The sequence below is a fragment of the Burkholderia cepacia genome (assembly GCF_001718835.1).
Lineage (GTDB): Bacteria > Pseudomonadota > Gammaproteobacteria > Burkholderiales > Burkholderiaceae > Burkholderia > Burkholderia cepacia_F.
The window spans coordinates 2660894-2684380 of record NZ_CP013444.1 but is presented as its reverse complement, the minus strand read 5'-3'; the positions used below and the strand labels follow the sequence as shown (position 1 = coordinate 2684380).

The window sequence follows — 23487 nt, the reverse complement described above, 5'->3', positions numbered from 1 at the left end:
AACGAAAGGCTAACAATGAACGTGCAGAACCTGGCTGCCGCATTGCGCGGCGGCCTGATTCAGCAGGACCGGTTGTTGAAGCTCGACACGCCGCTGGGACCGAACGCCCTGGTCGTGCAACGGGCGGTCGGTCATTCGACGATCGGTCGGGACTACATTTTTACGCTGGATGTCGTGTCGCTTGACAGCACGATCGAGCTGAAGGAGCTCATCGCCCAGCCCGTTACCCTCTGGATCCAGCAGGCAAGCGGCGGCTATCGCTCAATCCACGGCTATGTCCATACCGCGCGTCGGTTGGGCGCCGATGGCAGTCTCACAACGTATCAGATCACGCTGCAAGCGTGGATGCACGTACTGAAGTTTCGACGGGATCAAAGAATCTGGACCGACAAGGCGGTCGAGGACATCGTGTCCGATGTGTTGAACCAGCATCCCGAGGCTCGAGGCCGGTTTCGATTCACGCTATCTCAGCCGTTGCCGAATCGCTCGTACACCCGGCAAAGCGAGACGGACTGGAACTTCATGCACCGCCTGTTCGAGAGCGAGGGGCTGTTCGGATAACGGCCGCGATGCTCGACAGGCTGCTGCATCACGCGCACATCGTGCAAATCAGCGGTGAGAGCTACCGCTTGAAGGACAAGCGCAAAGCAGGACAAACGAGCACGCGGGCGGGCGCGAAGGCAGCCGCGTGACAGGAGCCCGGGTGGGCCAGTTTTACTTCGGCGATTCGCCGGAAAGTGGGTCCGATTTAAATCGGCGTTGACAATGAGGAAAACAACGACATGAAAGCACATCGCTTCACAGGCACATTGATGCCTTTATCCCTGCTTCTATTTTGTGCCGGTGCAGCCCATGCGACGGCAGACGAGGTATCGCACATGAGCGACGTCGTCTACAAGACGTCGGTTTCGTTTTGCTCGTACGTTGCGGCAACGGAGAAGGGCACGTGCCAAAACGACATGATTGCTGCTGGGAGTCGTGTGGTCGCAGCCTTTGGTGGTCTGCCGCCATCTTCCGCCGGGCGAATCCAAGAAGCTGCGTACAGAAAACTGCCAGTGGCGGAGCAGAAGGGGTTCGCGCTGGTTTCGTCAGCCCCGATAGACAAGGACGATGATCTGGCCGGCCTCGCCGGCATGGTTCGTATGTGTGACGTATACGAGTCGGAGCCGGCGTCCCGTGCGCGCCACCATGCGTTCCTGAAGCAACAGGCGCCGGATGTGGCGCCGCGAGTTGATGCCTTGCTTGCCGCTACGTCGACAGAGGAGCGTCAGCGCGTTAGCGTTGGCGTGTGGCAGATCCTCGCGGTGCAGGGACCGGAAATGGCCGCGAGCGCGTGCGCGCAACTCGGCAGCGCACCCTGACCGGCGGGGCGCGCCTCGGTTCGAGTTTATACACGACCTGCTGGAAGGCGAAATTTCAGGGGAAGCTCAATAGCCGTCTTCATCGATGAGTGACAGCGGGCCGGCACAATCCAGACAACGCCGCATCACGACTTGCTGTAATAGATCTTGACCGCGTATCGATAATCCCGCCCTTGCGCCGCGCACCATTCGGGAAACGAGCCGACCGGATTCCGTGACCACGCTTGCCAGTCCGCTACGAGTTGGGCGAAATGGTCCACTTCCGACGCGAGGCGAGCGAACGCGGCGGCATCCGGCGCATCGGCGATGAGGCGCCTTGCGCGATCCAGACTTTCAAGCACGTGATCGACGCTGCCGATGAAGCGCGACTCGTCGAGATGATGGGTCGCGAAGTCGACGGAGTCGAGCGCATGCCCGATCAGCATTTTCCGGACCGGCGCGTCGTCGGGGCACATCGCGAGCGCGCCGGCCAGCAGTGCATCGTCGCGCTCGAGGATGCCAAGCCACCGGACCGGCAGGTTCGCATCCGGCTCCTCGTGCATCCACGTCTGCAACGTCGGCAGCAGGAATCGGGCCGTCAGCGGTTGCGCGAGGAACTGATGCGCTTCCGAAGTCCGCGCATTGGCCTCGAGGATGTCGATGGCGGCGCGCCGGGCCGTCGTGCTGTCAAACGAGCGCGAAGCGTCGAGAAAGCGTTCGAGCGCGGCGAATGCATATCGACGCAGCCCTTGCTCGCGGAAGCGGCAATAGTCCGCGAGCGGCTTCAGTTCGGGGCGTGCATCGAACGCTTCCGCCAGCTTCAAGAGCCCTTCGAAATTGTGCTGGTTCCAGTAGTACACGGCGGCAAACGTCGAGAAGAAACGGGACAGTATATTCGGGGTGTGCGCTTATCGACCGTCAAGGCCAAGCGACGTCAGGATCCGGTACGCGGCCGTGACCCGTTCCTCGTTCGGGTAGTGCCGGTTGGCCAGGATGACGATGCCCATGTGCCGGGCAGGAACGAAAGCCACGTATGCGCCAAACCCGTCGGTCGAACCGGTCTTGTTGATCCAGACCTGCTGCTGAGGCGCTCGAGGGGGCTTGATCTCCTCGACCGGCATTGCATTGAGTGCCATCGACAAGGAATTGCCTTCGGTCAGCGTCTTCAATGCGACCGGATACGGATACTGCTCCCAGATCAGGTCCTGGGTCATCGGACCTGCGTTGAAGTAGCCGGTGTGCGTGTCGGTGATTGCCTGCTGAAGCGGTTTGTCCAGCTTGACTTCGCCCATGTTGGCTTGCACGAAACGAAGCAGGTCGGCGGCGGTCGTCTTGATCCCGTACGTCTTCGAAGACAACACGTCGGTGGTCATCCTGGTCGGCGCGCCGTCCTTTGTATAGCCTTGTGCGTAATCGGCCATACGCGAGCGCGGCACGTCGACGTAGCTGCTCTTCATCCCCAGCGGCGATAGCAGATGACGGGACAACGGCACGGCGAAGTCCTGCTGCCCCATGCTGGTCGCCGTAATCAGGCCAAGCGTCCCGATGCTCACGTTGGAATAGGTTCGATAGGCGCCCGGCGAGTAGGTGGGTCGCCAGTCCTTCAGATACCGCATCAACTGATCTTCGTTCCGGATGTTGCCTGGAACCTGCAAAGGCACTCCGCCAGGCGTGTGTGTGCCGAGTTCAACGAGGGTGACGTTGCCGAACGGGCTGCCTTGCAGGTTCGGCAGGTACTTTCCGGCCTTGTCCGTCATCGAAAGATGGCCGGTGACTTGCGCCCAGGATGCAAGCGTTGCGGTGAACGTCTTGCTGACGGACCCGATCTCGAACAGCGTATCGCGCGTGACGGGCCGCCGGGATTGCCGCGATGCGACGCCGTAGTTGAAAACGTACGTCTGCCCGTCTGCAACGATTCCTACTGCCATCCCCGGGATGCCGTATTTCGCCATGATCGGCAAGACGACGCTGTCCGATACGCTCTTGACGGTGTCCTGACGATCATTGGCCGCGTAGCCGATGGTTGCCGTTGCACACGTGGAAAATAATGCGGCCGCCATGATGCGCTTGATCCCGTGCTTCATATTTTTTGGATTCCTTTGGATTGCTGCCAGGTTGGAAATTGCGCGACGGCTTGCCAAATTCACGATGCCGTATGGGGAAAATCTGGAAAGCCGTTATCTTGCATCCCTGCTGATGCCGGTTTCTGATTCAACGAACTCCTGAGGCATGCGGCGGATGGGTGATTGTCATGTGGGGAGTGCACGACGACAAGCGAGGATATTTTGTTGGAGACAAAAGAAATTCTTGCTCGTGCGTCCCGAGGCGCGGAACGCCAGATACGGGCGTCCAATCCGCTGAACAATTCGCCGACGTCTGGACCGGGTCGACGGCGGGTCCGGCATTCGCCTGTATAAATCGCGCACCGCACTTGTTCAACGTGCTATCCGACGCTTGGGGCGGGTGTTTCTCACTGGTCGTCCGCGCGACTTTGTACCTAAGATGAAGCAATCGTGCGCGTGATACGGTGCCTGCTCGCGCACGGAGGGAGGCGGGAGGCAGCGCCGGAGCGACGCCAGCGGATGTTGCCATCATGGATGCGAAAGTGTGCGCGGCGGCTGCCGGTTTTGCGACGGCAACGACGCCAACGTGCGCGGCGGCGATCGCCGCGCGGAAGACGGGCCGGCCCGGCCGTGCCGCTTCGCTGCGCCGCCAAGCGTTGCTCACGGTGGCTTGCGTGCTGGGCGCGGCGCCCGCCGTACTCGCCGGGGCTCCCGCCGGTGCGGACGATTCGGCCGACACCGTGCGCATCGTCGCCGCCGCGAGCCGCGCCGATCCCGCCATTCCGACACTCGACGCCGCCGTGCGTCAGGTCGTGCTCGGCATCGTCAGCTTCACGCGCTGGCCGACCATGCCCGTTCGTCTGCACCTGTGCGTCACCGGCCGTCCCGACTATGCGCGCGGCCTGACGGATACGCTGCAGGCCGGCTCGACGCTGCTCGACGTGCAGCACGTCCGCTTCGACGATCCGTCGCTCGGCATCGCGTGCGACGTCGTGTATCTCGGCACCTTGAACAACGACGAGAGAACGCGCGTCAGGAGCGCGCTGGCCGGCCATCCGGTCCTGACGATCGCGGAGCACGATCCGTCCTGCACCGCGGGCGGCATGTTCTGTCTCAATGTCGATGGCGAGCGCGTGTCGTTCGACATCAATCTCGATGCGGTGGCGCGCAGCGGCGTACGCGTGCACCCGAACGTGCTCAACCTTGCGCGGCGGCCGGTGACGCCATGACACGGTCCGCGCTCCCCGTTTCCCCTTCGCGCATGCCGCGACCCACGCTGCAAAGCGTGCTGCGCCGCGCGCACCTGCGCCTCGCGTTCGTCGCCGTCGCGATGGCGGCCGTGTCGTTGATCGTGGTCGCCGTGATCGCATTGCGTGCGTATGCCGGCAACAACCTGAACCTGCTGGCCCGCTCGCTCGGTTATACGGTCGAGGCGGCGCTCGTGTTCGGCGATCGCGTCGCGGCGAACGAGGCGATCGGGATGATCGCGAGCGAGGAAGACGTCGCGCAGGTCGTCGTCACCGACAGCAACGGCCAGCCGTTCGCGACGTGGCAGTTGCCGGCCGGCAACGGGATCGCGCGGCTCGAGCGCATCGTGGCCGACGTCGCGCTGCCTGGGCCGGTGACCATTCCGGTCGTGCACGACGGCATCGTCGTCGGGCAGGTCGTCGTGCGCGGCCGCGGGCACCAGTTCTTCGGCTTCCTGCTCGGCGGCATCGGCGGCATTCTCGGCTGCCTGGCCGTCAGTGTGTTCGGCGCCTACGTGAGCTCGAAACGCCTGCTGCGCAATATCGTCGCGCCGCTGCGTGCGCTTGCCGGCGTCGCGCACGCGGTGCGGCGCGAGCGGGCATTCGCGCGGCGCGTCGAGCCGGCGGCGATCGCGGAACTGAACGAGCTCGGCGACGACTTCAATGCGCTGCTCGACGAATTCGAAGACTGGCAGAACACGCTGCGCGACGAAAACGCGTCGCTCGAACACAAGGCGACGCACGATGCGCTCACCGGGCTGCCCAATCGCGCGCAGTTCGAGTCGCGCCTGGCGCGCGCGCTCGGCGACGCGAATGCGACGGGCCAGCGGGTCGCGATCCTGTATCTCGACTGCGACCGCTTCAAGGAGATCAACGATTGTCTCGGTCACGATGCCGGCGACGCGGTGCTGATCGGCGTCGCGTCGCGGCTGCGCACGCAGGTGCGCGAGACCGATCTGGTCGCCCGCCTCGGCGGCGACGAATTTGCGGTGATGCTGGCGGCAGTGCCCGAAGCGGACAGTGTCGTCCGGATCGCCGACGAGATATTGTCCGGCATGGCGCCGTCGATCGAGCTGTCCGACGGCCGCAGGGTGGCCACCATGATGAGTGCCGGCGTAGCGCTGTATCCCGACCACGCGTCGGACGCGAGCGGTTTGCTGCGCGCGGCGGATGCGGCGATGTACCGGGCCAAGCGCGCCCGGCCGGGGTCGTGGCAGTTGGCTGAAGGGGTCGCCGGGCCGGCTTGAGGGTTATCGCGTCGTGCAGAGGGCGGGGTTGTCGCAGCGGTTTGAAACCGTGCGTGCATGGCGGGCGCGTTTTAAGGGGATGCGATGATGGAAAACCCGTTTCCTGTGAGCATTGGGCGGATGTGCATCGGCGGCGCGCTGCTGCTGTGCATGGTGCTGGGCGGTTGCAAGACGCCGCCGCTTCATCGCGGGCTGACGCAGACGCAGGTCACGGCGCTCAAGTCGGCCGGTTTCCAGGAAACCCAGCAGGGTTTCGAATTCGGTTCGACCGGACCGATCCTGTTCGATTTCGATCGCTACAACCTCAAGCCCGATGTGCGGCGGATCGTCGAGCGGATCGGACGCACGCTCCATTCGGCCGGGATCAACGGGGTGCGGGTCTATGGTTACTCGGACGACGAGGGGGCGGATGCATATAACGTGGAATTGTCCAGGCGTCGTGCCGAGGTGGTGGCGATCGAGCTCGTCGATATCGGGCTCGATCCGAAGCGCATCGCGGTCGTCGGGAAAGGGAAGCTCGACCCGGTGGGCGACAACCGGACACCGGCGGGCCGCGCGCAGAACCGGCGGGCGGCCATCGTGGTTTCGCCGAGGTGAGGTTTTAATATGGCGTTCGGTGATGATATTAAATCGATAATTTCGAATCGCGTAATTGTTTCGGAATGGCGATAAAAGATTTCGGCAAAAATAATGCCTGAAACATTGAATTTTTGATTCGGGAAAATGCTGACTGTATTGGCTGTGCGTAGCCACTACTGTTTATCTCAATTAAATGAATACAAGACGAGGTGACACGACATGGCTCTTCATGCGAGTTGGATTCACGGTAACGCGCTGACAGTCGAGAACCCGGGCAGCCTTGACCGCGTCGGGCATTTCGGCTGGGGCGCAGACATGGCGATAAAGCCCGGCCAAAGCAGCTGGTTTCACATTCCGCTAGCCACGCCCGTTATCGTCGGCGATGTGCGCTCGAAGGTGCAGCGCCTGTTTCTCATGTTCTCGGCCACCTCTGGCAGCATCCGCAATGTCCATATCTACGACGGCTCGGGCAAGGTGCAGGAATTCAACAACCTGCTGCTGTCGGGCGAGCACCGGACTGAACTCGATAATGCGAATACGTTCGATCTGGCAGCGCCACACACCGTCGTGTGGGGGATGGGCGTATCGTTTTTCTTTGTGGCCGACATCGGCTTCGACACGCCGATCCCTGACGCGCGGTTGATCGTCTCGTCTGCCGGCGGCGACTTTTTCGTCTGAGCAGGACCGGCCGTCGTAGAACGTGCGCCGCGCGAGTCATCACCACCGGAGATCGCACGACGATCGCGGCGTCCCCGCACCACCCGTCGCCGTGCAGCGCGTGCCGGCACCGTTGTCGTAGAACGCGCGCGTCTCGGGCTGCGGCACCGACGGGTCGTACGGATTCGGCACGCCGGGGAGCCCGTGCGCGCGGCCGTATGGACGCATCGGCATGCGCGGGTACGGCGGCGGGAACATCGGCGTCGCGTGCAGACCGGTGCCGTACGGCGTCCCGTTGGCCTTCAGATACGCATCCCAATTGAGCGTGCGCCGTTCATGCTCGGGCACGCGGCGGCCGAGACCGTCCGCGCCGGGTGTGATGCGGTTCGCGGGCCAGTGCGAATCGCCGGCGCGCTTGTCCGGCGCACGGGGCACGAGGCGGCCGCCGGACATCCGAAGCTCGCGGGTATCGTTCGTCTCGAACGGGCCGCGCGTCGTGGACGCGGCGTAGCGCCCGGCGTGCGCGTCGCGCGGGACGCGCACGCCGTTCGCCGCGCGCCGCTCGGCACGGAACACGTTTGTGCCGGCCACGTCCCGGTTGGGGACGTCCTGGCTCCACGCGCAGGCAGTCATGGCGAACAGCGCACCGGCGAGCGCAGCGGCGGGAACGAAGCGAAAGGCGTGATTCATGGGCGATGCAAGGCAAGCGACATGCGTTGAAAGAAACGGGCAGATCGCTGGCTGGCGGCAGGCGCGCATCGCGGCGGGGGCTGGCTGGACTGCGGAAACGGGCGCACATTATTTCATAAAAATAAAAGTGAGCTTTCTAATCAACGCCTTGGGTTGACCTGCACGCAAACTTGCCTTTTTAAGTCCTCTTCTCCGCCATCGCTACCGCACTCCGATTTCGCTTATGTGCTTTTCCTTGGCTGGTCGGTGATTTTTCCGCGCAATGCAGCGAAAGCAGTTTCAACCGTGTTCGTCGCTGTCAGCGCATAAGCGACGCTCCGGTCGCGTAGTCAAACCGATAAATATCGTGATTGAAATCGATGGCCTCGATACAGTCGGGCAGCAAGCGGACGCGTTCGGTGAAGATGTCTGCACCGGATGCCGACCACATGACATTACCCTGCAGCGACAGGCGCGCAATCTCGAGTTCCCCGTGCGAGATCAGGGTCGCCCGGTCGCTTTCCCAGTAAATGCCGAAGCAGGTCGCGATATCGACGCAGGTCGACCAGACCAGCGGGTGCGGTGAACTCAACGACAGGCAGGCGACATGATTGCCTACCGCCAGGTACAGCTTGTCGTCGATCGCGACAGCCGAACGCGCATGTACTGCCGTGCATCCGCCATCCGCACCGACGACCGCAACGCGACATCCATTCAGCTCGACTCCATGAACGGAAGACGGTCCGTAGTTCCCAAGAAGTAATTCGAGAGGATAGGCGCGAATATTGTCTTGCGATCGGAATGTATAAGTCGGCTCATTCACGATCGTGACTACGCCAAATTGTGTGTCGAGTTGCATGCCAAGTGCCGCCCTGCTATTGGATCTTGGCCTCGGCGTTCGCCACGCGCCGGCCTGCGGCGGCGAACTCGGGGTCATCGAACAGCTGGCGCAGCAGGCTCTGGAAGATCGCAGACGCCTGATTGAGTCCGTCCGCCGCGGCGAGCATGCCGATGAAGTGCGTATCCCACTGCGCATTCGCGCGCAATGCCTTGTCGTAGACGATCGATTGATCGCGTCGGATGACGAACCGTCCGCCCAGTTCAGCCTGACCGTCGGATACCCGGACGTCCGTCAACGTCGCATCCAGCGTGGCCAGTGCGTTCGCATCGTAGTGTCCGGCCGTCGTCAGCTCGGTACGGATGGCCTCGTTCAGATAGTCCGACCAGGAACCGTTGCCGGGCGCGGCGTAACGCATCGACCGGACCTGGGCCTGTATGCCGGCCGGGTCGGGGCCGGTCGTCACGCGAAAGCGCGCGTCCCGCGGCAGCCTGGCTAGCGTCATCTGGTTGGCGACGCTCGCCTGATAATGCGGCACCGGCTGCGTGACGCAGCCGCCCAAAGCCAGCGTGACGGCCAGAACTGCCGGCGCGGCGAGCGCGCCGACGACGCTCCGGCATGCAATCCGGACCGGCATCACTGCGCGAGATCCGACGATTGATCGATTTCCTCGAGGCTCTTCGCGACGATCTGCCGGATCATCGTGCTCGATGCATCCTGCAGGGTCATCGATTTCAGCCCCTCGGGCCCGGACGCATTGCCGATCGTCGTGTAGATCGCATGCTTGACGACCTTGGTCACGGCGTCGTGCCCGGGTGCGGCATAGGTGGCCGTGCAGACGTAGCCGTCGGTGACCATCGTGCCGACGAGGCCGAACGTGAGGCCGGTGCCGAACCCCTGGGCGCTCGCGTTTTCGGTCTGTGGCAGGTTGTTGATCGTGATTGACAGCTTGCGGCCGGACGCGACCGGCTCATACGACACCTGGCTGAACAGGCCAGATTGCGACACCTGCTCGTACACGCGCGGCTTGAAGGCCTCGGTGGCGCGTGCATTGGGAACGCCCTTGGTCTGGAATTCGACCAGCAGCTGGACGGGTTGCGGGCTGGCCGGCTTCTTCAGGTCGGAGTAGTGCGGCTCCCCGAGCGACGAATCCACGTAGGAATGCATCGACATGCAGGCGGACAGCGACAGCGCAAGGCAGAACGTGCCGGCAACGGTCATCAGGCGTTTGGTATTGAACATAAAGGTCTCGTGTTTCTATTGTTGTCAGCGAGCGAGCTCGCACCCCGGAATGCGCCGATCGAGCAGGGGCGCGCCGATGCAAGAATCGACCACGCCACGAGATGGCGTCTTGTAGTTAACGGTGGGCGTCGGGGGTTCTTTAGCGGACGGATACGGAGTGCCGATCGAGGCTGCGCCGCGCGCGTCGGGAGTCGGCCGGGCTGCGGTTTCAAATCATTTCAATAAAACAACAAATATCTTTCTAAACAACGCCTTCGGTCTGCAAATCGTATGGCTGCCGGTCCGGCCCCGATTCCCGGAAATGGTGCGTCACACGCCTGCCGTTCGGTTGTCCTGTCCGCCCGATATCTCCCTTTAAATCACGTCCCCGCGCGGTCGAATGCCACGGATTCCCGAACGCCTTGCCCCGCCTCGCTGAACGGCGAAATCCCGCTCGCTGTCGCAACCCGATTGCACTCCACGCAAGCGTGCCCTTTTAAATACGGTTGCTCCCTCATCGCTACCGCGCCCCGTTTTCGCCTACGTGTTTTCCCTCGGTCGACCGGCATTTTTGACAGACGATTTAAAAACGCCCATATAATTTCGACTGCCTTGCCAACGGCTGTCGGACCACCCCTCCGGTCAAGCGGTTTGGCAAGCGGGGCAGGCGAAACGCTTGCGCAATGCAAGACGCATCACGATGTCTTTCCGAACCAGACGTCCCCTTCGGGGACTGCAAGAGCCGGGCCCCGCTACGCAACATTCCGCCGGAGTTCCGTCTTCTATGTGTCTCGGGCGTGTCCCATGTCCTCGCCCCGGGTGCTGTTCGATTGCGCAAGTCATGCCGCCTTTGCCCGTATGACTAAACAACATCGAGGAGCTCCTAGATGACGCTGTCCCGTCTTACGTCCATTTCCGTCGCCGCCGTGCTGTTCGCCGCCGGCGCCGCCACCGCGCAAGCGGAAACCGTGAAGATCGCCATCGCTGGTCCGATGAGCGGCTCGGTCGCCCAATACGGCGACATGGTGAAGGCCGGCGCGCTGACCGCGATCGAGCAGGTCAACGCAGCAGGCGGCGCGGGCGGCAACAAGTTCGAAGTGGTGATGATGGACGACGCATGCGAACCGAAGCAGGCCGTCGCCGTCGCCAACAAGATCGTCAGCCAGAAGATCAAGTACGTGATCGGCCACGTGTGCTCGGGGTCGACGATTCCGGCCTCCGACATCTACGAGAACGAAGGCATCGTGATGGTCACGCCGTCGGCTACCGCACCGCAGCTGACGGAAGGCAAGAAGCGTCACTTCATCTTCCGCACGATCGGCCGTGACGACCAGCAGGGCCCGGCCGCCGCGCACTTCATCATCAACAACGTGAAGCCGAAGAAGGTCGCGGTGCTGCACGACAAGCAGTCGTACGGCCAGGGCATCGCATCGTCGGTGAAGAAGGACCTCGAAGCCGCGAAGATCCCGGTCGTGCTGTTCGAAGGCATCAACGCCGGCGATTCGGACTACTCGGCGATCATCACGAAGCTGAAGTCGCAAGGCGTCGATTTCGTCTACTTCGGCGGCTACCACCCGGAAATGGGCCTGCTGCTGCGCCAGGCGCGCGAGCAGGGCGTGAAGGCCACGTTCATGGGGCCTGAAGGCGTGGGCAACAAGGACGTGACGGCGATCGCCGGCCCGGCCTCGGAAGGCATGCTCGTCACGCTGCCGGCCGACTTCTCGGCCGATCCGGCCAACGCGGCGCTCGTGAAGGCGTTCGCGGACAAGAAGCGCGATCCGAACGGCCCGTTCCAGATGCCGTCGTACGCCGCGGTGAAGATCATCGCCGACGCGATCGCCGGCGCGAAGACGACCGACCCGACCAAGGTCGCCGCGTACATGCACAAGACGACGTTCGACACGCCGATCGGCAAGGTCGCGTATGACGCGCAGGGCGACCTGAAGGCGTTCAAGTTCGTCGTGTACACGTGGCACAAGGACGCGACGAAGACCGCCGCCAAGTAATACGGAGTACCCGCCCACGCATCCGCCCTGTCCGAAACCCGGACGGGGCGGGTGCGTATTTGGCCGCGCGAGCGGCCATCGGGCGGCTCGTGACGACACCGTGCGTTGCCCGCAGCCCCGCCGCGATCCGGCGGCGGCGCCCGGCGCGGCGCTACCGGGAGCTTCCCGCACATGACTGACTTCTTTCCGCAATTCGCCCAGCAGCTGGTCAACGGCCTGACGCTGGGTGCGATCTATGCGTTGATCGCCATCGGCTATTCGATGGTCTACGGCATCATCGGCATGATCAACTTCGCCCACGGCGAGATCTACATGATCGGCGCATACGTGGGCCTCGTGACCCTCACGGCCATCGGCATCTCCGCCGGTTATCCGCTGCCGCTCGTGCTCGGCGCCGCACTGATCGTGTCGGTGATCGTCACCGGGCTGTACGGTTTCGCGGTCGAGCGCGTCGCGTATCGGCCGCTGCGCGGCGGCCCGCGCCTCGTGCCGCTGATCTCCGCGATCGGCATGTCGATCTTCCTGCAGAACTACGTGCAGATCGGCCAGGGCGCGCGCGACGTGTCCGTGCCGGTGCTGATCTCCGGCGCGTTCGACATTCATCTCGGCGGCGACTTCGACGTGACGATCCCGTATGCACGCCTGCTGATCGTCTGCGTGACGGTCGTGCTGATGATCGCGCTCACGCTGTTCATCTCGCATTCGCGGATGGGCCGTGCCTGCCGCGCGTGCGCCGAGGACATGAAGATGGCGAACCTGCTCGGCATCGACACGAACCGCGTGATCTCGTTTACGTTCGTGCTCGGCGCGATGCTGGCGGCCGTCGGCGGCGTGCTGATCGGGCTGACGATCGGCAAGCTCAACCCGTATATCGGCTTCGTCGCAGGTATCAAGGCGTTCACCGCCGCGGTGCTCGGCGGGATCGGCAGCATCCCGGGCGCGATGCTCGGCGGCGTGCTGCTGGGCCTCGCTGAAACCTTCGCCGCAGGCTACATGCCGGCCGAGTACAAGGACGTCGTTGCGTTCGGCCTGCTCGTGCTGATCCTGCTCTTCCGCCCGACCGGCCTGCTAGGCAAGTCGGACATCGAAAAGGTTTGAGGGAGACGCAGATGAGTACAGTCATTTCCGTTCGCCGCCCGGCCGCCGACGCCTCGATCGGCCAGGCGCTGAAAAATGCCGTGGCCGCCGCGTTCCTGACGGCGATCCTCACGATTCCGGTGCTCGGGCTGCAACTGAAGCTCGACGGCTATCAGGTGGTGCTCACGCCGCACTGGCGGCCGGTGTGGATCGCGGTCGCGGCCGTGTTCCTGTTCCAGCTGTTCAAGCCGTGGCTCGTGCGCGCGAAATCGGCGGTGAAGCTGCCGGCGATGCCCGCGATGGGCGCGCGGCAGCAGCGCGCGGTCGTATGGGGGCTGCTCGCGGTCGGGCTCGTGTGGCCGTTCTTCGGCTCGCGCGGCGCGGTGGACGTTGCAACGCTCGCGCTGATCTACGTGATCCTCGGCCTCGGGCTGAACATCGTGGTCGGTTTCGCGGGGCTGCTGGATCTCGGTTATGTCGGGTTCTACGCGGTCGGCGGCTATACGTACGCGATGCTGAACCAGTACTTCGGGCTGTCGTTCTGGGAGTGCCTGCCGCTCGCCGCGATCGCGGCCGCGACGTTCGGCTTCCTGCTCGGCTTCCCGGTGCTGCGGCTGCGCGGCGACTATCTCGCGATCGTCACGCTCGGCTTCGGCGAAATCATCCGCCTGCTCGCGAACAACCTGACGAGCCTCACGGGCGGCCCGGACGGTATCTCGGGCATCCCGAAGCCGACCGTGTTCGGCTACGAGATGGCGCGCAGCGCGAGCGTCGAAGGCGCGAAGACGTTCCACGAACTGATCGGGCTGGAATACAGCGGCGACCACGTGGTGATCTTCCTGTACCTGCTCGCGCTCGTGCTCGTCGGCTTCACGCTGTTCGTCACGAGCCGCCTGATCCGCATGCCGATGGGCCGTGCGTGGGAAGCGCTGCGCGACGACGAGATCGCGTGCCGTTCGCTGGGCCTGAACCCGACGCGCATCAAGCTGTCGGCGTTCACGCTCGGCGCGGCGTTCGCGGGCATCGGCGGCGCGTTCTTCGCGGCGCGCCAGGGTCTCGTGAATCCCGAATCGTTCACCTTCATCGAATCGGCGCTGATCCTCGCGATCGTCGTGCTCGGCGGGATGGGCTCGCAGCTCGGCGTGATTCTCGCGGCGATCCTGCTGACCGTGCTGCCGGAAGTCGCGCGCGGCTTCGCCGAGTACCGGATGCTGATCTTCGGTCTGGTGATGGTGTTGATGATGATGTGGCGTCCGCAGGGCCTGTTGCCCGCGAGCCGTCCCCACGTGGAGCTGCCGCAATGAGCGCACATGCAGAACTGTTGAAGGTTGCCGGGCTGCAGATGCGCTTCGGCGGGTTGCTCGCGGTGGACGGGATCGATTTCGACGTGCGCCGCGACGAAGTGTTCGCGATCATCGGGCCGAACGGCGCGGGCAAGACCACGGTGTTCAACTGCGTCGGCGGCTTCTACAAGCCGACCGGCGGCGACGTCGTGCTCGACGGCCACGCGATCGCGGGGCTGCCGAGCCACAAGATCGCGTTGAAGGGCCTCGTGCGGACGTTCCAGAACATTCGCCTGTTCAAGTCGCTGACCGTCGTCGAGAACCTGCTGGTCGCGCAGCATCGCAAGGTGAAGGCGGGGTTGCTGCCGGGCCTCTTCTCGACGCCCGCGTATCGCCGCGCCGAGAAGGAAGCGCTCGAGCGCGCGGCGGTGTGGCTCGACCGGATGGGGCTGACGTCGGTCGCCAACCGGCCGGCCGGCACGCTGTCGTACGGGCACCAGCGGCGCCTGGAGATCGCGCGCTGCATGATCACCGAGCCGCGCCTGCTGATGCTCGACGAGCCGGCGGCCGGCCTCAACCCGCAGGAGAAGGTCGAACTGCAGCACCTGATCGACAAGCTGCGCCGCGAGTTCGGCGTGTCGGTGCTGCTGATCGAACACGACATGAGCCTCGTGATGGGCGTGTCCGACCGCATCCTCGTGATGGAGCACGGCCGGCCGATCGTGATCGGCACGCCGGAAGCGGTCCGCAACGACCCGCGCGTGATCAAGGCGTATCTGGGGGAAGAGTGATGCTGAAGCTGGAACAGGTCCATACGCACTACGGCGCGGTCGAGGCGCTCGCGGGCGTGTCGATCGAGGTGAACAAGGGCGAGATCGTCACGCTGATCGGCAGCAACGGCGCCGGCAAGACGACGCTGATGATGACGGTATGCGGCACGCCGCGCGCCTCGTCGGGCCGCGTGCTGTTCGAGGGCAACGACATCACCGCGATGTCGACGCATCAGATCATGCGGCAGGGGATGGCGATCTCGCCGGAAGGGCGGCGCGTGTTCCCGAGCCTGACGGTGCTCGAGAACCTGAAGATGGGCGGCTTCTTCGCGAGCCGTCACGAGATCGACGACGGCATCGAGCACGTGTTCAAGCTGTTTCCGCGCCTGAAGGAGCGCGCGACGCAGCGGGCCGGCACGATGTCGGGCGGCGAGCAGCAGATGCTGGCGATCGGCCGTGCGCTGATGAGCAAGCCGCGCCTGCTGCTGCTCGACGAGCCGACGCTCGGCCTCGCGCCGCTCGTGATCGCGCAGATCTTCGACATCATCAGGACGATCCGCGACGAGGGCGTCACGGTGTTCCTCGTCGAGCAGAACGCGAACAAGGCGCTCGGTGTGGCCGATCGCGGCTACGTGCTCGAAACGGGGCGCGTGGTGCTTGCCGATACGGGCGCGAACCTGCTCGCGAACGACCGGATCAAGCAGGCGTACCTCGGCGGTTGACGAAGGAAGCCGCCGGCCTGCAACGGGCCGGCGGCCTGGCCGGGGTGTTTGCTTGAGCAATCTTGCTGGCGGCGCGTCGGCACGGCGCTCCATTGCGCGCGTCATCGAACGAGGTGTCGATTGCACGCGCCGTTTCCGATCACTGTCAGATCGAGCATCGAACCTATCCACTGCTTGCGCGCCTGCGCGTTCACGCCGGTCGAGCGTGCGCCGGCGGTGGCGATCCCGGCGACGAAGCTGTGCTTTCTCGCGCATGCGAATGGTCTTGCCGAATCGGGCTTTCCCGGTGACGGCAGACTCATGCTGAACGGGCATGGCGGCGATGCGCTCTATCTGGCGCAGCCGCCGTTTGGCGTGCTCGTCGATGCGGCGTCGAGTCTGCGGTTCGGGCGTGTCTGGAGCGCGGCGCGCGATCTCGCGATCCATTACCGGGTGCCTGTGTGGGCCGTGCGTGCGCAGGCCCGGGCCGAGGTGTCCCGCCATCTGGGAGCGCCTGCGGTCCAACCGGCGTTGGGGGCTGTCGTGCCGCCCGGAGCGCCGCGACCCATGACAGACCTGAACGGAGATATCATGCGCAGGCTATTGTTGAGGCTCAAGCCGGCGCGGCGGTACCAGATCGCGGCGACAAGCGTGATCATCGACGACGCGCTCGTGCAGACTGCAAATGCGCGTCCCGTGATGCCGTTTCTGACCCAACCCATTGTGAAACACGCACTGACCGCCCGAATCGACGAGATGTTCCGAGCTGGGCTTTCCGGACGGCCTGGTAGAGATCACCCGCATTTACGCGGCCGAAATGTTCGTTCGAACGCTGAAAGATCCGACTCATGCGACGCGCGATCGCCCTGTATCCGATGCGCAGGCCGGACCGGGGAACGCGCAGCTGGCGGTGGACGTTTCAAGAGGAATGCAATGCCCTTCGTAACGGAACTGCTCGATGACTACGTCACGGCCTACCGGATCACGGTCAGCCGCTATCCCCGGCTGCCGGTGCATTTCATCCTCGCTACGTTGTTCATGGCGCTCGTTGCGACGTTGTACACACTCGTGCCGTATCTGTTGCGACAGGCGACCAATGCGCTGTCGCTCGGCGCGGTGCACGGCTATGCCGCGTCGGCGGTCGTGCTGACGGGCGCGTACGGCGTGACGTGGACAATCGCCCACGCGTGCGAGTGGCTGAAGCACATGATTTCGGCGGCGGTTCTCGCGCGATGCGACGCGGCGTTTCATCACGCGATCTACGCGCGGTTGATCCGGGTCGACTATGCCCGGCTGACGGAAATCGACCCCGGCACGCTGGTATCGATCGTCGCGCGCAGCAGGGACGCGTTCAGCGCAATTTCGTTGACACTGTTCTGGATCATTGCGCCGACGTTGTTCCAGCTGGTGCTTTCGGGTGCCGTGCTGTGGCAAGTGGCGAACGGAGCATTCGCGCTCGCATTCGTCGGCGCGATGTTCGCCCTGTTCGTGGTGACATGGGGCATCGCGAACAAGAGCAAGGGCGCGCACGCCGAGGTCTTCAGCGCGGCCGACATGCTGTCGAGCCATCTCGTCGAGAAGCTGGGTTTCATGCTCGACATCAAGCTCAATAACGCATACGTGCGCGAGGATGCGGCGCTGCACCGGATTCTCGGCGTCTACACGGCCAAGCTGACCCGCGGCAACGCCCGCCTGTCGTTGCTGCTCGCCGTGCAAACGGTGTGCACCGGGCTGCTGCTGACGGTGTTCACCGTGGTCACGGCGGTCGAAGTGACGCGCTCGACGTTTCAGGTTGGCGACTTCGTGATGATCGTCGGCTATATCGTCGCGCTGACGATGCCGTTTTCGAGTCTCGCCGCTTCGCTGTCCGACCTGCGCCGCAACCACATCGCATTGCGCGACGGCTTCGGCCTGCTGGATCTTCCGGCCGAGCGAACGGATACGCGGGCATCGTTCGATCGTTCGAGATCCGAAGTGTATCGTCTCGAACACGTCGACGTTGCGTGGCGCGGGCGGACGATGCTGCGCGACGTGAACATGAAAATCGATCGGGGCGAACTGGTCGTCCTGATGGGACCGTCCGGCGGCGGAAAATCCAGCCTGGCGAACCTGATGCTGGGTCTCGCGAAGCCGGCGCACGGCACGGTGACGTTATACGGTGCAAACGTGTGCGACGTGGCGGTCGGCGACATCGCGAGCGAAGTGGCCGTTGCGCCGCAATCGCCGCTGATCCTGACCGGAACGTTGCGTGACAACCTCGCCTACGGCTGCGACGACGCGCCGCCCGATTCGGCGCTGCGCGAGCTGGTCGACATGCTGGAGCTGCACGAGCTCGGCAATGGCAGCGACGGTGACGCGCTGGACCGGCCGCTCGGCATCCAGGGCAGGGCGCTGTCGGGGGGCGAGCGCCAGCGCATCGCATTGGGGCGCGCGCTCGCAAGGCGCCCGTCCGTCGTGATTCTCGACGAGCCGACGTCGTCGCTCGACGGCGCCCGCGAAGCGCGGATTTTCGCCCGCCTCCGGCAACACGTGCCGACGCTGGTCGTCATTACGCACCATCACTCGCTGTTGAAGGTCGCCGACCGGGCCTATCGCCTCGAGGGCGGCACGGTCCGCGAATTCGTTCCGCTGTCGTGAGCCGGATGCGCGTCAATGACAGAGAATGTGCAACGCCGCCGCATCGTCCCGCGATTTCATCTCGGGATTGACGTAGTTTTCCTCGTGGTGTCGCAACCGTGCAAACAACGCCGGTAGGCCGTTGCGCGACACGAAGTCGATGACGTCGCGCTGATCGACCAGACCGTAGTATTCCCAAGCACGCGATACGCCGTCGGTCCCCAGCAGCACCTGGCATGGCGCGGCGAAGGTCTGCCGCACGTGAGTTCCGTTCGCTGCGCTGTCGGGATTGAGCGTCAGCGCGGTCGTATTCCGGTTGTGCTGTTGCTCGATGCGGCGCTCGCGCTGACGCGCCAGTTGTTCGCCGGAGAATCCCGAACGCGGCCGCCATTGAAGCCGCGACGCGTTCGACCGGAAGTCGTCGACCGCGGGCGTCGGCTCGCCGGTGCGGCCCGCGCCGAACAATGCGAAGCAGTCAGCGTACTGGTGAATGTCCGCGACGACCTGGTCGCCGGAGCGTTGCAGCTCGACGATCGTGCACGCCGCGGCCGGATAGGCCCACAGCGGCGTATCCGGGGACAACGCCAGATAACGTTGGCGCAAATCCTCCAGCACGGGGCGAAGACGGGCGGCGTCGAATTCCCGTTTGCTCAGCTCGCGGGCGAGGAACGCGGAGAGTTCGGCCGCGAACCAATGCGCATCGGAGCGATCGTCGAACGTGGTGAACGGGTGGTCCGTCAGGAACGAAGCGCCGTCGATCGCCCATGCGTTGAAGCGGTCGCCGCACTGTACGTGACCGAGGACATCTTCGGACGCGATGCACGCGCATGGGTCGGAAAGCGTGGAAAGAATTCGGTACATGTCGAGTATCGGTATGCCGTCATGGAAGGGGGCCGCGCCGTGCAGCGCCGCCGATGCGCGTTGCGTCGCTATGGCACTAGGTGGATTCGCCGCCGTCGGTCTCGTCCAGATTCCTGCGCAGTCCGGCGATGACGCGCCGCGTTGCCTCGAGATCGTCCGCTGACAACCCGTCCGACAGGCGGTTCACCCATGCGGCCTGCAGGCCCATCGCCGCGTCGAACGCCCGCTTGCCGCTGTCGGTCAGTACGACGAGCTGCGCACGCCGATGGTGCGGGTTCACTTCGAAGCGCACCAGTCCTTCCGCTTCCAGATCATTGACGATGCGCTGCACATTCTGACGGTTCGCGCCGAGATCGCGCGCGATCCATGCAACCGGCTGCGGCTGCCCGGCGCCGGCGATCGCGCCGAGAATCTGCCAGCGCGCGCTCGTCAGCCCGAGCCCGGCGACCAGTCGGTCGCCGGAAGCCAGCATCCGGCTGTTGAGCCGGAAGAAATCGAGAATGAAACCGGTCAGGATCTCGCCCGCCGGCGTTCGTTTCGTCTTTTTCATCTGTCACCATCGATCCAAATTGACATCATGGTGTCAATGATCTATACCTGTGCCATGTCGAATTGACATCATGCAACCAAATTGATGGAGCCGATCATGCCACAGTTTCGCCCGCTCGATCCCGCGTTTCCGATCGACCGCCAGCTCGCCGAGGAGGCCGCGCCGGTCGTTCTCGTGAACGTCTTCACGCTGGAACCGGAGGATGAACAGGCGTTCCTGCGGGTCTGGCAGGACGATGCCGCGTTCATGAAGCGGCAGCCGGGTTTCATCTCGACGCAACTGCATCGCGCGGTCGGCGAGCGTCCGACGTATCTGAACTACGCGGTGTGGGAGTCCACCGCGCACTTTCGCGCGGCATTCACGGATCCGGCGTTCCGGGCGAAGCTGTCCGCGTATCCGGCGTCGGCGGTCGCGTCGCCGCACCTGTTCCGGAAGGTGGCGGTGGAGGGAATCTGCGTCGCGTGAGCGCTCAGGCCTGCCGGGCTGCGAGCAGCCGGATTCCCAGCCCGACGAACAGCAGCCCGCTGGCGCGCTTGAGCGCACGCACCGCGCGGCTCATGCCGAAGCCGCGATGGAACCGGCGCACGCCGGCCGAATAGACGCCGTGGACGAGCATCACCATGCACGCGATCGTCGCGTACATCACGACGAACTGCAGCGCGAGCGGGCGGTCGTGCACGATGAACTGCGGCATGAACGCCGACAGGAAGATCATCGTCTTCGGATTGCTGCCCGACACGAACAGCGCTTCGCGGAACAGCTTGTTCCGGTCCGGCATCTCGTGCGGCTGCAGGCCGTTGCGCGCATCGGCGCCGGTACGCGGGCTGCGCAATTGCCGGATGCCCAGCACCATCAGATACAGCGCGCCGACGATCTTCATCGCGACGAACAGCGGCGGCATCGCGGCGAGCACCGCACCGACGCCGAGCGCGACGAGCACGACCACGAACAGTTGCGCGACGAGATTGCCCGCGATCGTCGCGGCCGTGCCGTGCGTGCCGTAGCGCACCGTGTTGCGGATGACGAGCAGCACGTTCGGCCCCGGCGACAGCGTCGTGGCGAGATAGGCTGCGGCAAACAGCATCCAGGTCTGAAAGGACATGCGGCGCTCCGTGAAGTCGATACCGCGCGTGTAGATGCAGGGATGATGCCACGCCGGCGCCGAAGCCGCGCGGCACTGCCCCGCATCGCCGCGATGCGCGTTCAGTGTTCCGCGCAGACGGCGCGCAACGCGTGATCCAGGAACTCCAGCGTCGCGCCCACCTTCGGCAAGCGTTCCCGGTGACGCGCCCAGATCAGGCTGACGGGCAATCCCGCCGTCGCGCATGAAGGCAGCACATCCACCAGCTCGCCGCTGCGCAGCGCGTCGCGGATCATCCAGGTCGCGAGCTGCGCGATCCCGTAACCGGCCTTCACCGCCTGGAGCTGCGCTTCGCCGCTGCCGACGACGATCCGGCCGTTCATCGGTCGGCGTTCGATTTGCCCGTTCGGCCGGGCCATGACCCACGGACTCACGCTGCCGTCCGCGCGGCCGTAGGTCACGCAATCGTGGCGCTCGAGATTCGCCGCCTCGCGAATCGCCGGACGCTGCTGCAGATGGCGCGGCGCCGCACAGAAGATCACGCGGTCCCGGTCGATGGCCCGATGCGCGAGCACGCCGAAAAGGAATTCGACGCTGCCGATCCGCACCGCGACGTCGATGCCTTCCTCGACCGGATCGACGAAGCGGTCGGTGAACGACGCATGCAGCTTCAGGCGCGGATGACGCTCGGCGAAATCGAGCAGCAGCACGAACACGGCGGTTGCGCCGGCCGGATGGCGATCGACGTAGCGTCCGCCGAGCCAGTTGCCCGCGAGCCCGACCGCGCCGAAGCCCATCAGCCACCAGCCGACCCGCGCGGGCGGCACGTGTGCGACGCGTTCCAGCAGATCGGCGAGACAGGTGCAGGCCGTGAACATCGCGGTGAACACGACGACCGACAACGCGACGTTCGCGATCACGCGCTGATCGCCGAGGATGCTCAGCTGCGCCGCGATGCGCAGGCTTTCGGGCCGCGGGCGGGCATGAAGGCGGCGACGAGTGCGGTCATCAGGAGCGACTGCATCGCGAGTCCGGCGAACGCGCCGCACCAGCCGATCGCATGCGTGTTGGCGGCGGCGAAGACGAGCATGATCGCGATGAACGGGCGCTTGCGCTCGACGTGCGACAAGGCTGCGGTCAGGAACGGGCCGAACAGCATCACCGTGAACGCGAACAGCGTAACGAGTTGCCCGGCGGTTGAGATCGAAATGCGGAGGTCGCGCGCGAGCGCGGGAAGCAAGCCGACGATCAGGAATTCGGTGGTGACGATGACGAATGCGGAAATCGCCGGCAGCGCGGTGGACAGGGGGCGGGGCGGAGCAGCGAGGTCGGGCATGGGATACGGGCTCGTGAGGCGGGAGGGCCTCACAGCGTATTCACTGTCCCGAGTCTTATCTCGGGTGAATGTTCATCGCTGCGTTGACGGCGGGGAAACAATCGCACAAGCCGGCGCGCGGCTTGTGCGACAACGGGATGCGTACTGCTGCGGGCAGTGCGCATCCCCCGGTGTCGGCGATCAATAGGCCGCGACCTCTTCGGTGTTGTGACGCTCAACGGCCTTCCTGGATTTCGCCAGCGCCGTGATGAACAACATGGTGGCGATTCCGCCGGCAATCAGTGCCGGGTAGGCTGCGAGGATCTGGAACAACGAATACTTCCAGCTCAACGGGCGCCCGACGCCCAGCATGGCCGCGTAGAACCACGAGACTGCGGAAACCACGCCCAGGAAAATCGCAACCATGCGTCGTTCAAAGGAAAGCTTCAGCAGGGAGCCCGCTTTCTCCAGTGCCGGGAGGACCGTGGAGTGCAGAGCGATGCCGTTGAAAGTCAGCAAGGCGACGATGGCAATCTTGGCCTGCAGCTTGGGATTGTGGAGATACGTGAGCCCCTGGGTCCGCATATCGAACGCAACGATCGCAATGCCGGTGACCCAAAGCACCATCAGCGCCAACGAGATGGTGCGCTGCAGGCTGGGCAGGTGGACCTGGGCAAGATCGGCGGGCGCATCAGAATCCAAAAGCCGTTTGACCATCGCAATGTCACTGGTCAGCACGAGACCAATCGAGACACAGCAGGCGATGAGATGAACAAAGACGATTCCCATCCGTACAAATTCCATTTTCTGTCCTTTTCCTTTCGCGAGTTGCGCAAAGTTGATTTATGCCGATCGAAAGTCGGGTTGAGTCTCCCAAATATATTGGTAGGAGTGCGATGCAAATATCATGATTCGACCATGTCCCACCCTGTCACGCGGGCTTCGTCCGGAATGACAGGAACGACTCGGCGAGCCTGCTACGGCGCGTCGGGTTCGATTGGTCTACATGTTGTCGAATCGATACTCAGTGCGAGTTCGACCGCTTGAACAAGTCCATACGGCGTGCGGACTTGCAGTGTCGGATGGCGGGCCATCCAGGTATCCGGCATGCGAGATATGCAGAATGAAACATCGCCCAACTGCCGGATGCCGCCGGACGACCTACAAAATTTACGGTAGGTGGCCTCGACGAATCAACCCAACTTGTTACGAAATGCAAAGGCGGTTACGGGCGAGAAACGAGGGCGGCGAAGGGACCGACCCGGGCGCGGTTCCCACGATCAGGAGTGCAGCGTAGTGTCGCCATTTCGATCGGGGCGCCGATCGGTGAATCGCTCCTTTTACATTTCCACGGAAAATGCTGAAG

24 protein-coding genes and 2 pseudogenes are annotated in these 23487 nt (G+C 64.2%); 14 read left to right on the top strand and 12 right to left on the bottom strand.

The window, feature by feature from the left end; genetic code table 11:
• Positions 1-15: 15 nt before the first annotated feature.
• The 3 genes and pseudogenes from WT26_RS36810 to WT26_RS31800 form a co-directional block, all read left to right on the top strand.
• Positions 16-555, top strand: a pseudogene (locus tag WT26_RS36810) (contractile injection system protein, VgrG/Pvc8 family); the annotation flags it as partial.
• A 2-nt stretch (positions 556-557) separates the two neighbouring features.
• Positions 558-692: pseudogene (locus WT26_RS31805) on the top strand (ATP-binding protein); the annotation flags it as partial.
• A gap of 90 nt (positions 693-782) precedes the next feature.
• Positions 783-1361, top strand: coding sequence for a hypothetical protein (locus WT26_RS31800; protein WP_069271582.1), 579 nt, complete (start codon positions 783-785; stop codon positions 1359-1361).
• A 125-nt stretch (positions 1362-1486) separates the two neighbouring features.
• Here the strand turns inward: WT26_RS31800 and WT26_RS31795 are convergent, their stop codons facing one another.
• On the bottom strand, positions 1487-2200 hold the full coding sequence (locus WT26_RS31795) for a hypothetical protein (protein WP_060016061.1): 714 nt from the start codon (positions 2198-2200) through the stop codon (positions 1487-1489).
• Positions 2201-2248: 48 nt separating this feature from the next.
• Complete coding sequence (gene ampC / locus WT26_RS31790) at positions 2249-3424, bottom strand: class C beta-lactamase (RefSeq protein WP_069271581.1); 1176 nt, start codon at positions 3422-3424, stop codon at positions 2249-2251.
• Positions 3425-3933: 509 nt separating this feature from the next.
• Here ampC and WT26_RS31785 point away from each other — a divergent pair.
• The 4 genes from WT26_RS31785 (at position 3934) to WT26_RS31770 (ending at position 7154) form a co-directional block, all read left to right on the top strand.
• On the top strand, positions 3934-4632 hold the full coding sequence (locus tag WT26_RS31785; protein ID WP_069274792.1) for a YfiR family protein: 699 nt from the start codon (positions 3934-3936) through the stop codon (positions 4630-4632).
• Entirely contained in the window at positions 4629-5897 is a 1269-nt protein-coding gene (locus tag WT26_RS31780; RefSeq protein WP_069274791.1) for a diguanylate cyclase domain-containing protein, read from the top strand. Before WT26_RS31785 ends, WT26_RS31780 begins: the two co-directional genes overlap by 4 nt.
• Before the next feature lie 87 nt (positions 5898-5984).
• Positions 5985-6494: an OmpA family protein gene (locus WT26_RS31775; RefSeq protein WP_069274790.1), complete on the top strand. Its 510-nt coding sequence runs from the start codon at positions 5985-5987 to the stop codon at positions 6492-6494.
• A gap of 201 nt (positions 6495-6695) precedes the next feature.
• Positions 6696-7154: a DUF6623 family protein gene (locus tag WT26_RS31770; RefSeq protein ID WP_010089873.1), complete on the top strand. Its 459-nt coding sequence runs from the start codon at positions 6696-6698 to the stop codon at positions 7152-7154.
• A 39-nt stretch (positions 7155-7193) separates the two neighbouring features.
• On the opposite strand, the gene WT26_RS31765 is transcribed toward WT26_RS31770, so the two are convergent.
• From WT26_RS31765 to WT26_RS31750, 4 genes are all read right to left on the bottom strand, one after another.
• Complete coding sequence (locus WT26_RS31765; protein ID WP_069271579.1) at positions 7194-7823, bottom strand: hypothetical protein; 630 nt, start codon at positions 7821-7823, stop codon at positions 7194-7196.
• 298 nt (positions 7824-8121) lie between these two features.
• Positions 8122-8661 carry a hypothetical protein gene (locus tag WT26_RS31760; RefSeq protein ID WP_042588437.1) on the bottom strand — a complete coding sequence of 180 codons (540 nt, stop codon included), beginning with the start codon at positions 8659-8661 and terminating at the stop codon, positions 8122-8124.
• Between the two features lie 16 nt (positions 8662-8677).
• Complete coding sequence (locus tag WT26_RS31755; protein WP_231130496.1) at positions 8678-9280, bottom strand: hypothetical protein; 603 nt, start codon at positions 9278-9280, stop codon at positions 8678-8680.
• Positions 9277-9882 carry a hypothetical protein gene (locus WT26_RS31750; RefSeq protein WP_059718921.1) on the bottom strand — a complete coding sequence of 202 codons (606 nt, stop codon included), beginning with the start codon at positions 9880-9882 and terminating at the stop codon, positions 9277-9279. Before WT26_RS31750 ends, WT26_RS31755 begins: the two co-directional genes overlap by 4 nt.
• 866 nt (positions 9883-10748) lie before the next feature.
• On the opposite strand from WT26_RS31750, the gene WT26_RS31745 reads away from it, so the two are divergent.
• The 6 genes from WT26_RS31745 to WT26_RS31720 all read left to right on the top strand — a co-directional run bounded on the left by WT26_RS31745 (position 10749) and on the right by WT26_RS31720 (position 18335).
• Positions 10749-11867, top strand: a complete 1119-nt coding sequence (locus WT26_RS31745; RefSeq protein WP_027789675.1) for a branched-chain amino acid ABC transporter substrate-binding protein — start codon at positions 10749-10751, stop codon at positions 11865-11867.
• Between the two features lie 171 nt (positions 11868-12038).
• A complete protein-coding gene (livH, locus tag WT26_RS31740) occupies positions 12039-12965 on the top strand; it encodes a high-affinity branched-chain amino acid ABC transporter permease LivH (protein ID WP_027789674.1) in 927 nt (308 codons plus the stop codon).
• A gap of 11 nt (positions 12966-12976) precedes the next feature.
• Entirely contained in the window at positions 12977-14248 is a 1272-nt protein-coding gene (locus WT26_RS31735) for a high-affinity branched-chain amino acid ABC transporter permease LivM (RefSeq protein ID WP_059525370.1), read from the top strand.
• A complete protein-coding gene (livG, locus tag WT26_RS31730; protein WP_027789672.1) occupies positions 14245-15018 on the top strand; it encodes a high-affinity branched-chain amino acid ABC transporter ATP-binding protein LivG in 774 nt (257 codons plus the stop codon). The genes WT26_RS31735 and livG overlap by 4 nt, the downstream gene beginning before the upstream one ends.
• The gene (locus WT26_RS31725) at positions 15018-15719 is read left to right on the top strand and encodes an ABC transporter ATP-binding protein (protein ID WP_011694813.1); all 702 of its coding nucleotides are present in this window, start codon (positions 15018-15020) and stop codon (positions 15717-15719) included. The genes livG and WT26_RS31725 overlap by 1 nt, the downstream gene beginning before the upstream one ends.
• Positions 15720-16631: 912 nt before the next feature.
• Entirely contained in the window at positions 16632-18335 is a 1704-nt protein-coding gene (locus tag WT26_RS31720; RefSeq protein ID WP_069271578.1) for an ATP-binding cassette domain-containing protein, read from the top strand.
• A 12-nt stretch (positions 18336-18347) separates the two neighbouring features.
• Here WT26_RS31720 and WT26_RS31715 read toward each other — a convergent pair whose 3' ends face one another.
• Complete coding sequence (locus WT26_RS31715) at positions 18348-19175, bottom strand: hypothetical protein (RefSeq protein WP_060142276.1); 828 nt, start codon at positions 19173-19175, stop codon at positions 18348-18350.
• 76 nt (positions 19176-19251) lie between these two features.
• Positions 19252-19725 (bottom strand): MarR family winged helix-turn-helix transcriptional regulator, encoded by a 474-nt coding sequence (locus WT26_RS31710; RefSeq protein WP_059588948.1) that lies wholly within the window; start codon positions 19723-19725, stop codon positions 19252-19254.
• Positions 19726-19821: 96 nt separating this feature from the next.
• On the opposite strand from WT26_RS31710, the gene WT26_RS31705 reads away from it, so the two are divergent.
• Positions 19822-20190 carry an antibiotic biosynthesis monooxygenase family protein gene (locus WT26_RS31705; protein ID WP_059626506.1) on the top strand — a complete coding sequence of 123 codons (369 nt, stop codon included), beginning with the start codon at positions 19822-19824 and terminating at the stop codon, positions 20188-20190.
• Between the two features lie 4 nt (positions 20191-20194).
• Here WT26_RS31705 and WT26_RS31700 read toward each other — a convergent pair whose 3' ends face one another.
• The 4 genes from WT26_RS31700 to WT26_RS31685 all read right to left on the bottom strand — a co-directional run bounded on the left by WT26_RS31700 (position 20195) and on the right by WT26_RS31685 (position 22910).
• Entirely contained in the window at positions 20195-20827 is a 633-nt protein-coding gene (locus WT26_RS31700; RefSeq protein ID WP_069274789.1) for a LysE family translocator, read from the bottom strand.
• A gap of 101 nt (positions 20828-20928) precedes the next feature.
• Positions 20929-21726 carry a LysR substrate-binding domain-containing protein gene (locus WT26_RS38200; RefSeq protein WP_059953368.1) on the bottom strand — a complete coding sequence of 266 codons (798 nt, stop codon included), beginning with the start codon at positions 21724-21726 and terminating at the stop codon, positions 20929-20931.
• A 20-nt stretch (positions 21727-21746) separates the two neighbouring features.
• Positions 21747-22142, bottom strand: a complete 396-nt coding sequence (locus tag WT26_RS38700; protein ID WP_069271576.1) for an MFS transporter — start codon at positions 22140-22142, stop codon at positions 21747-21749.
• A gap of 180 nt (positions 22143-22322) precedes the next feature.
• On the bottom strand, positions 22323-22910 hold the full coding sequence (locus WT26_RS31685; RefSeq protein WP_231130495.1) for a hypothetical protein: 588 nt from the start codon (positions 22908-22910) through the stop codon (positions 22323-22325).
• Positions 22911-23487: the final 577 nt, after the last annotated feature.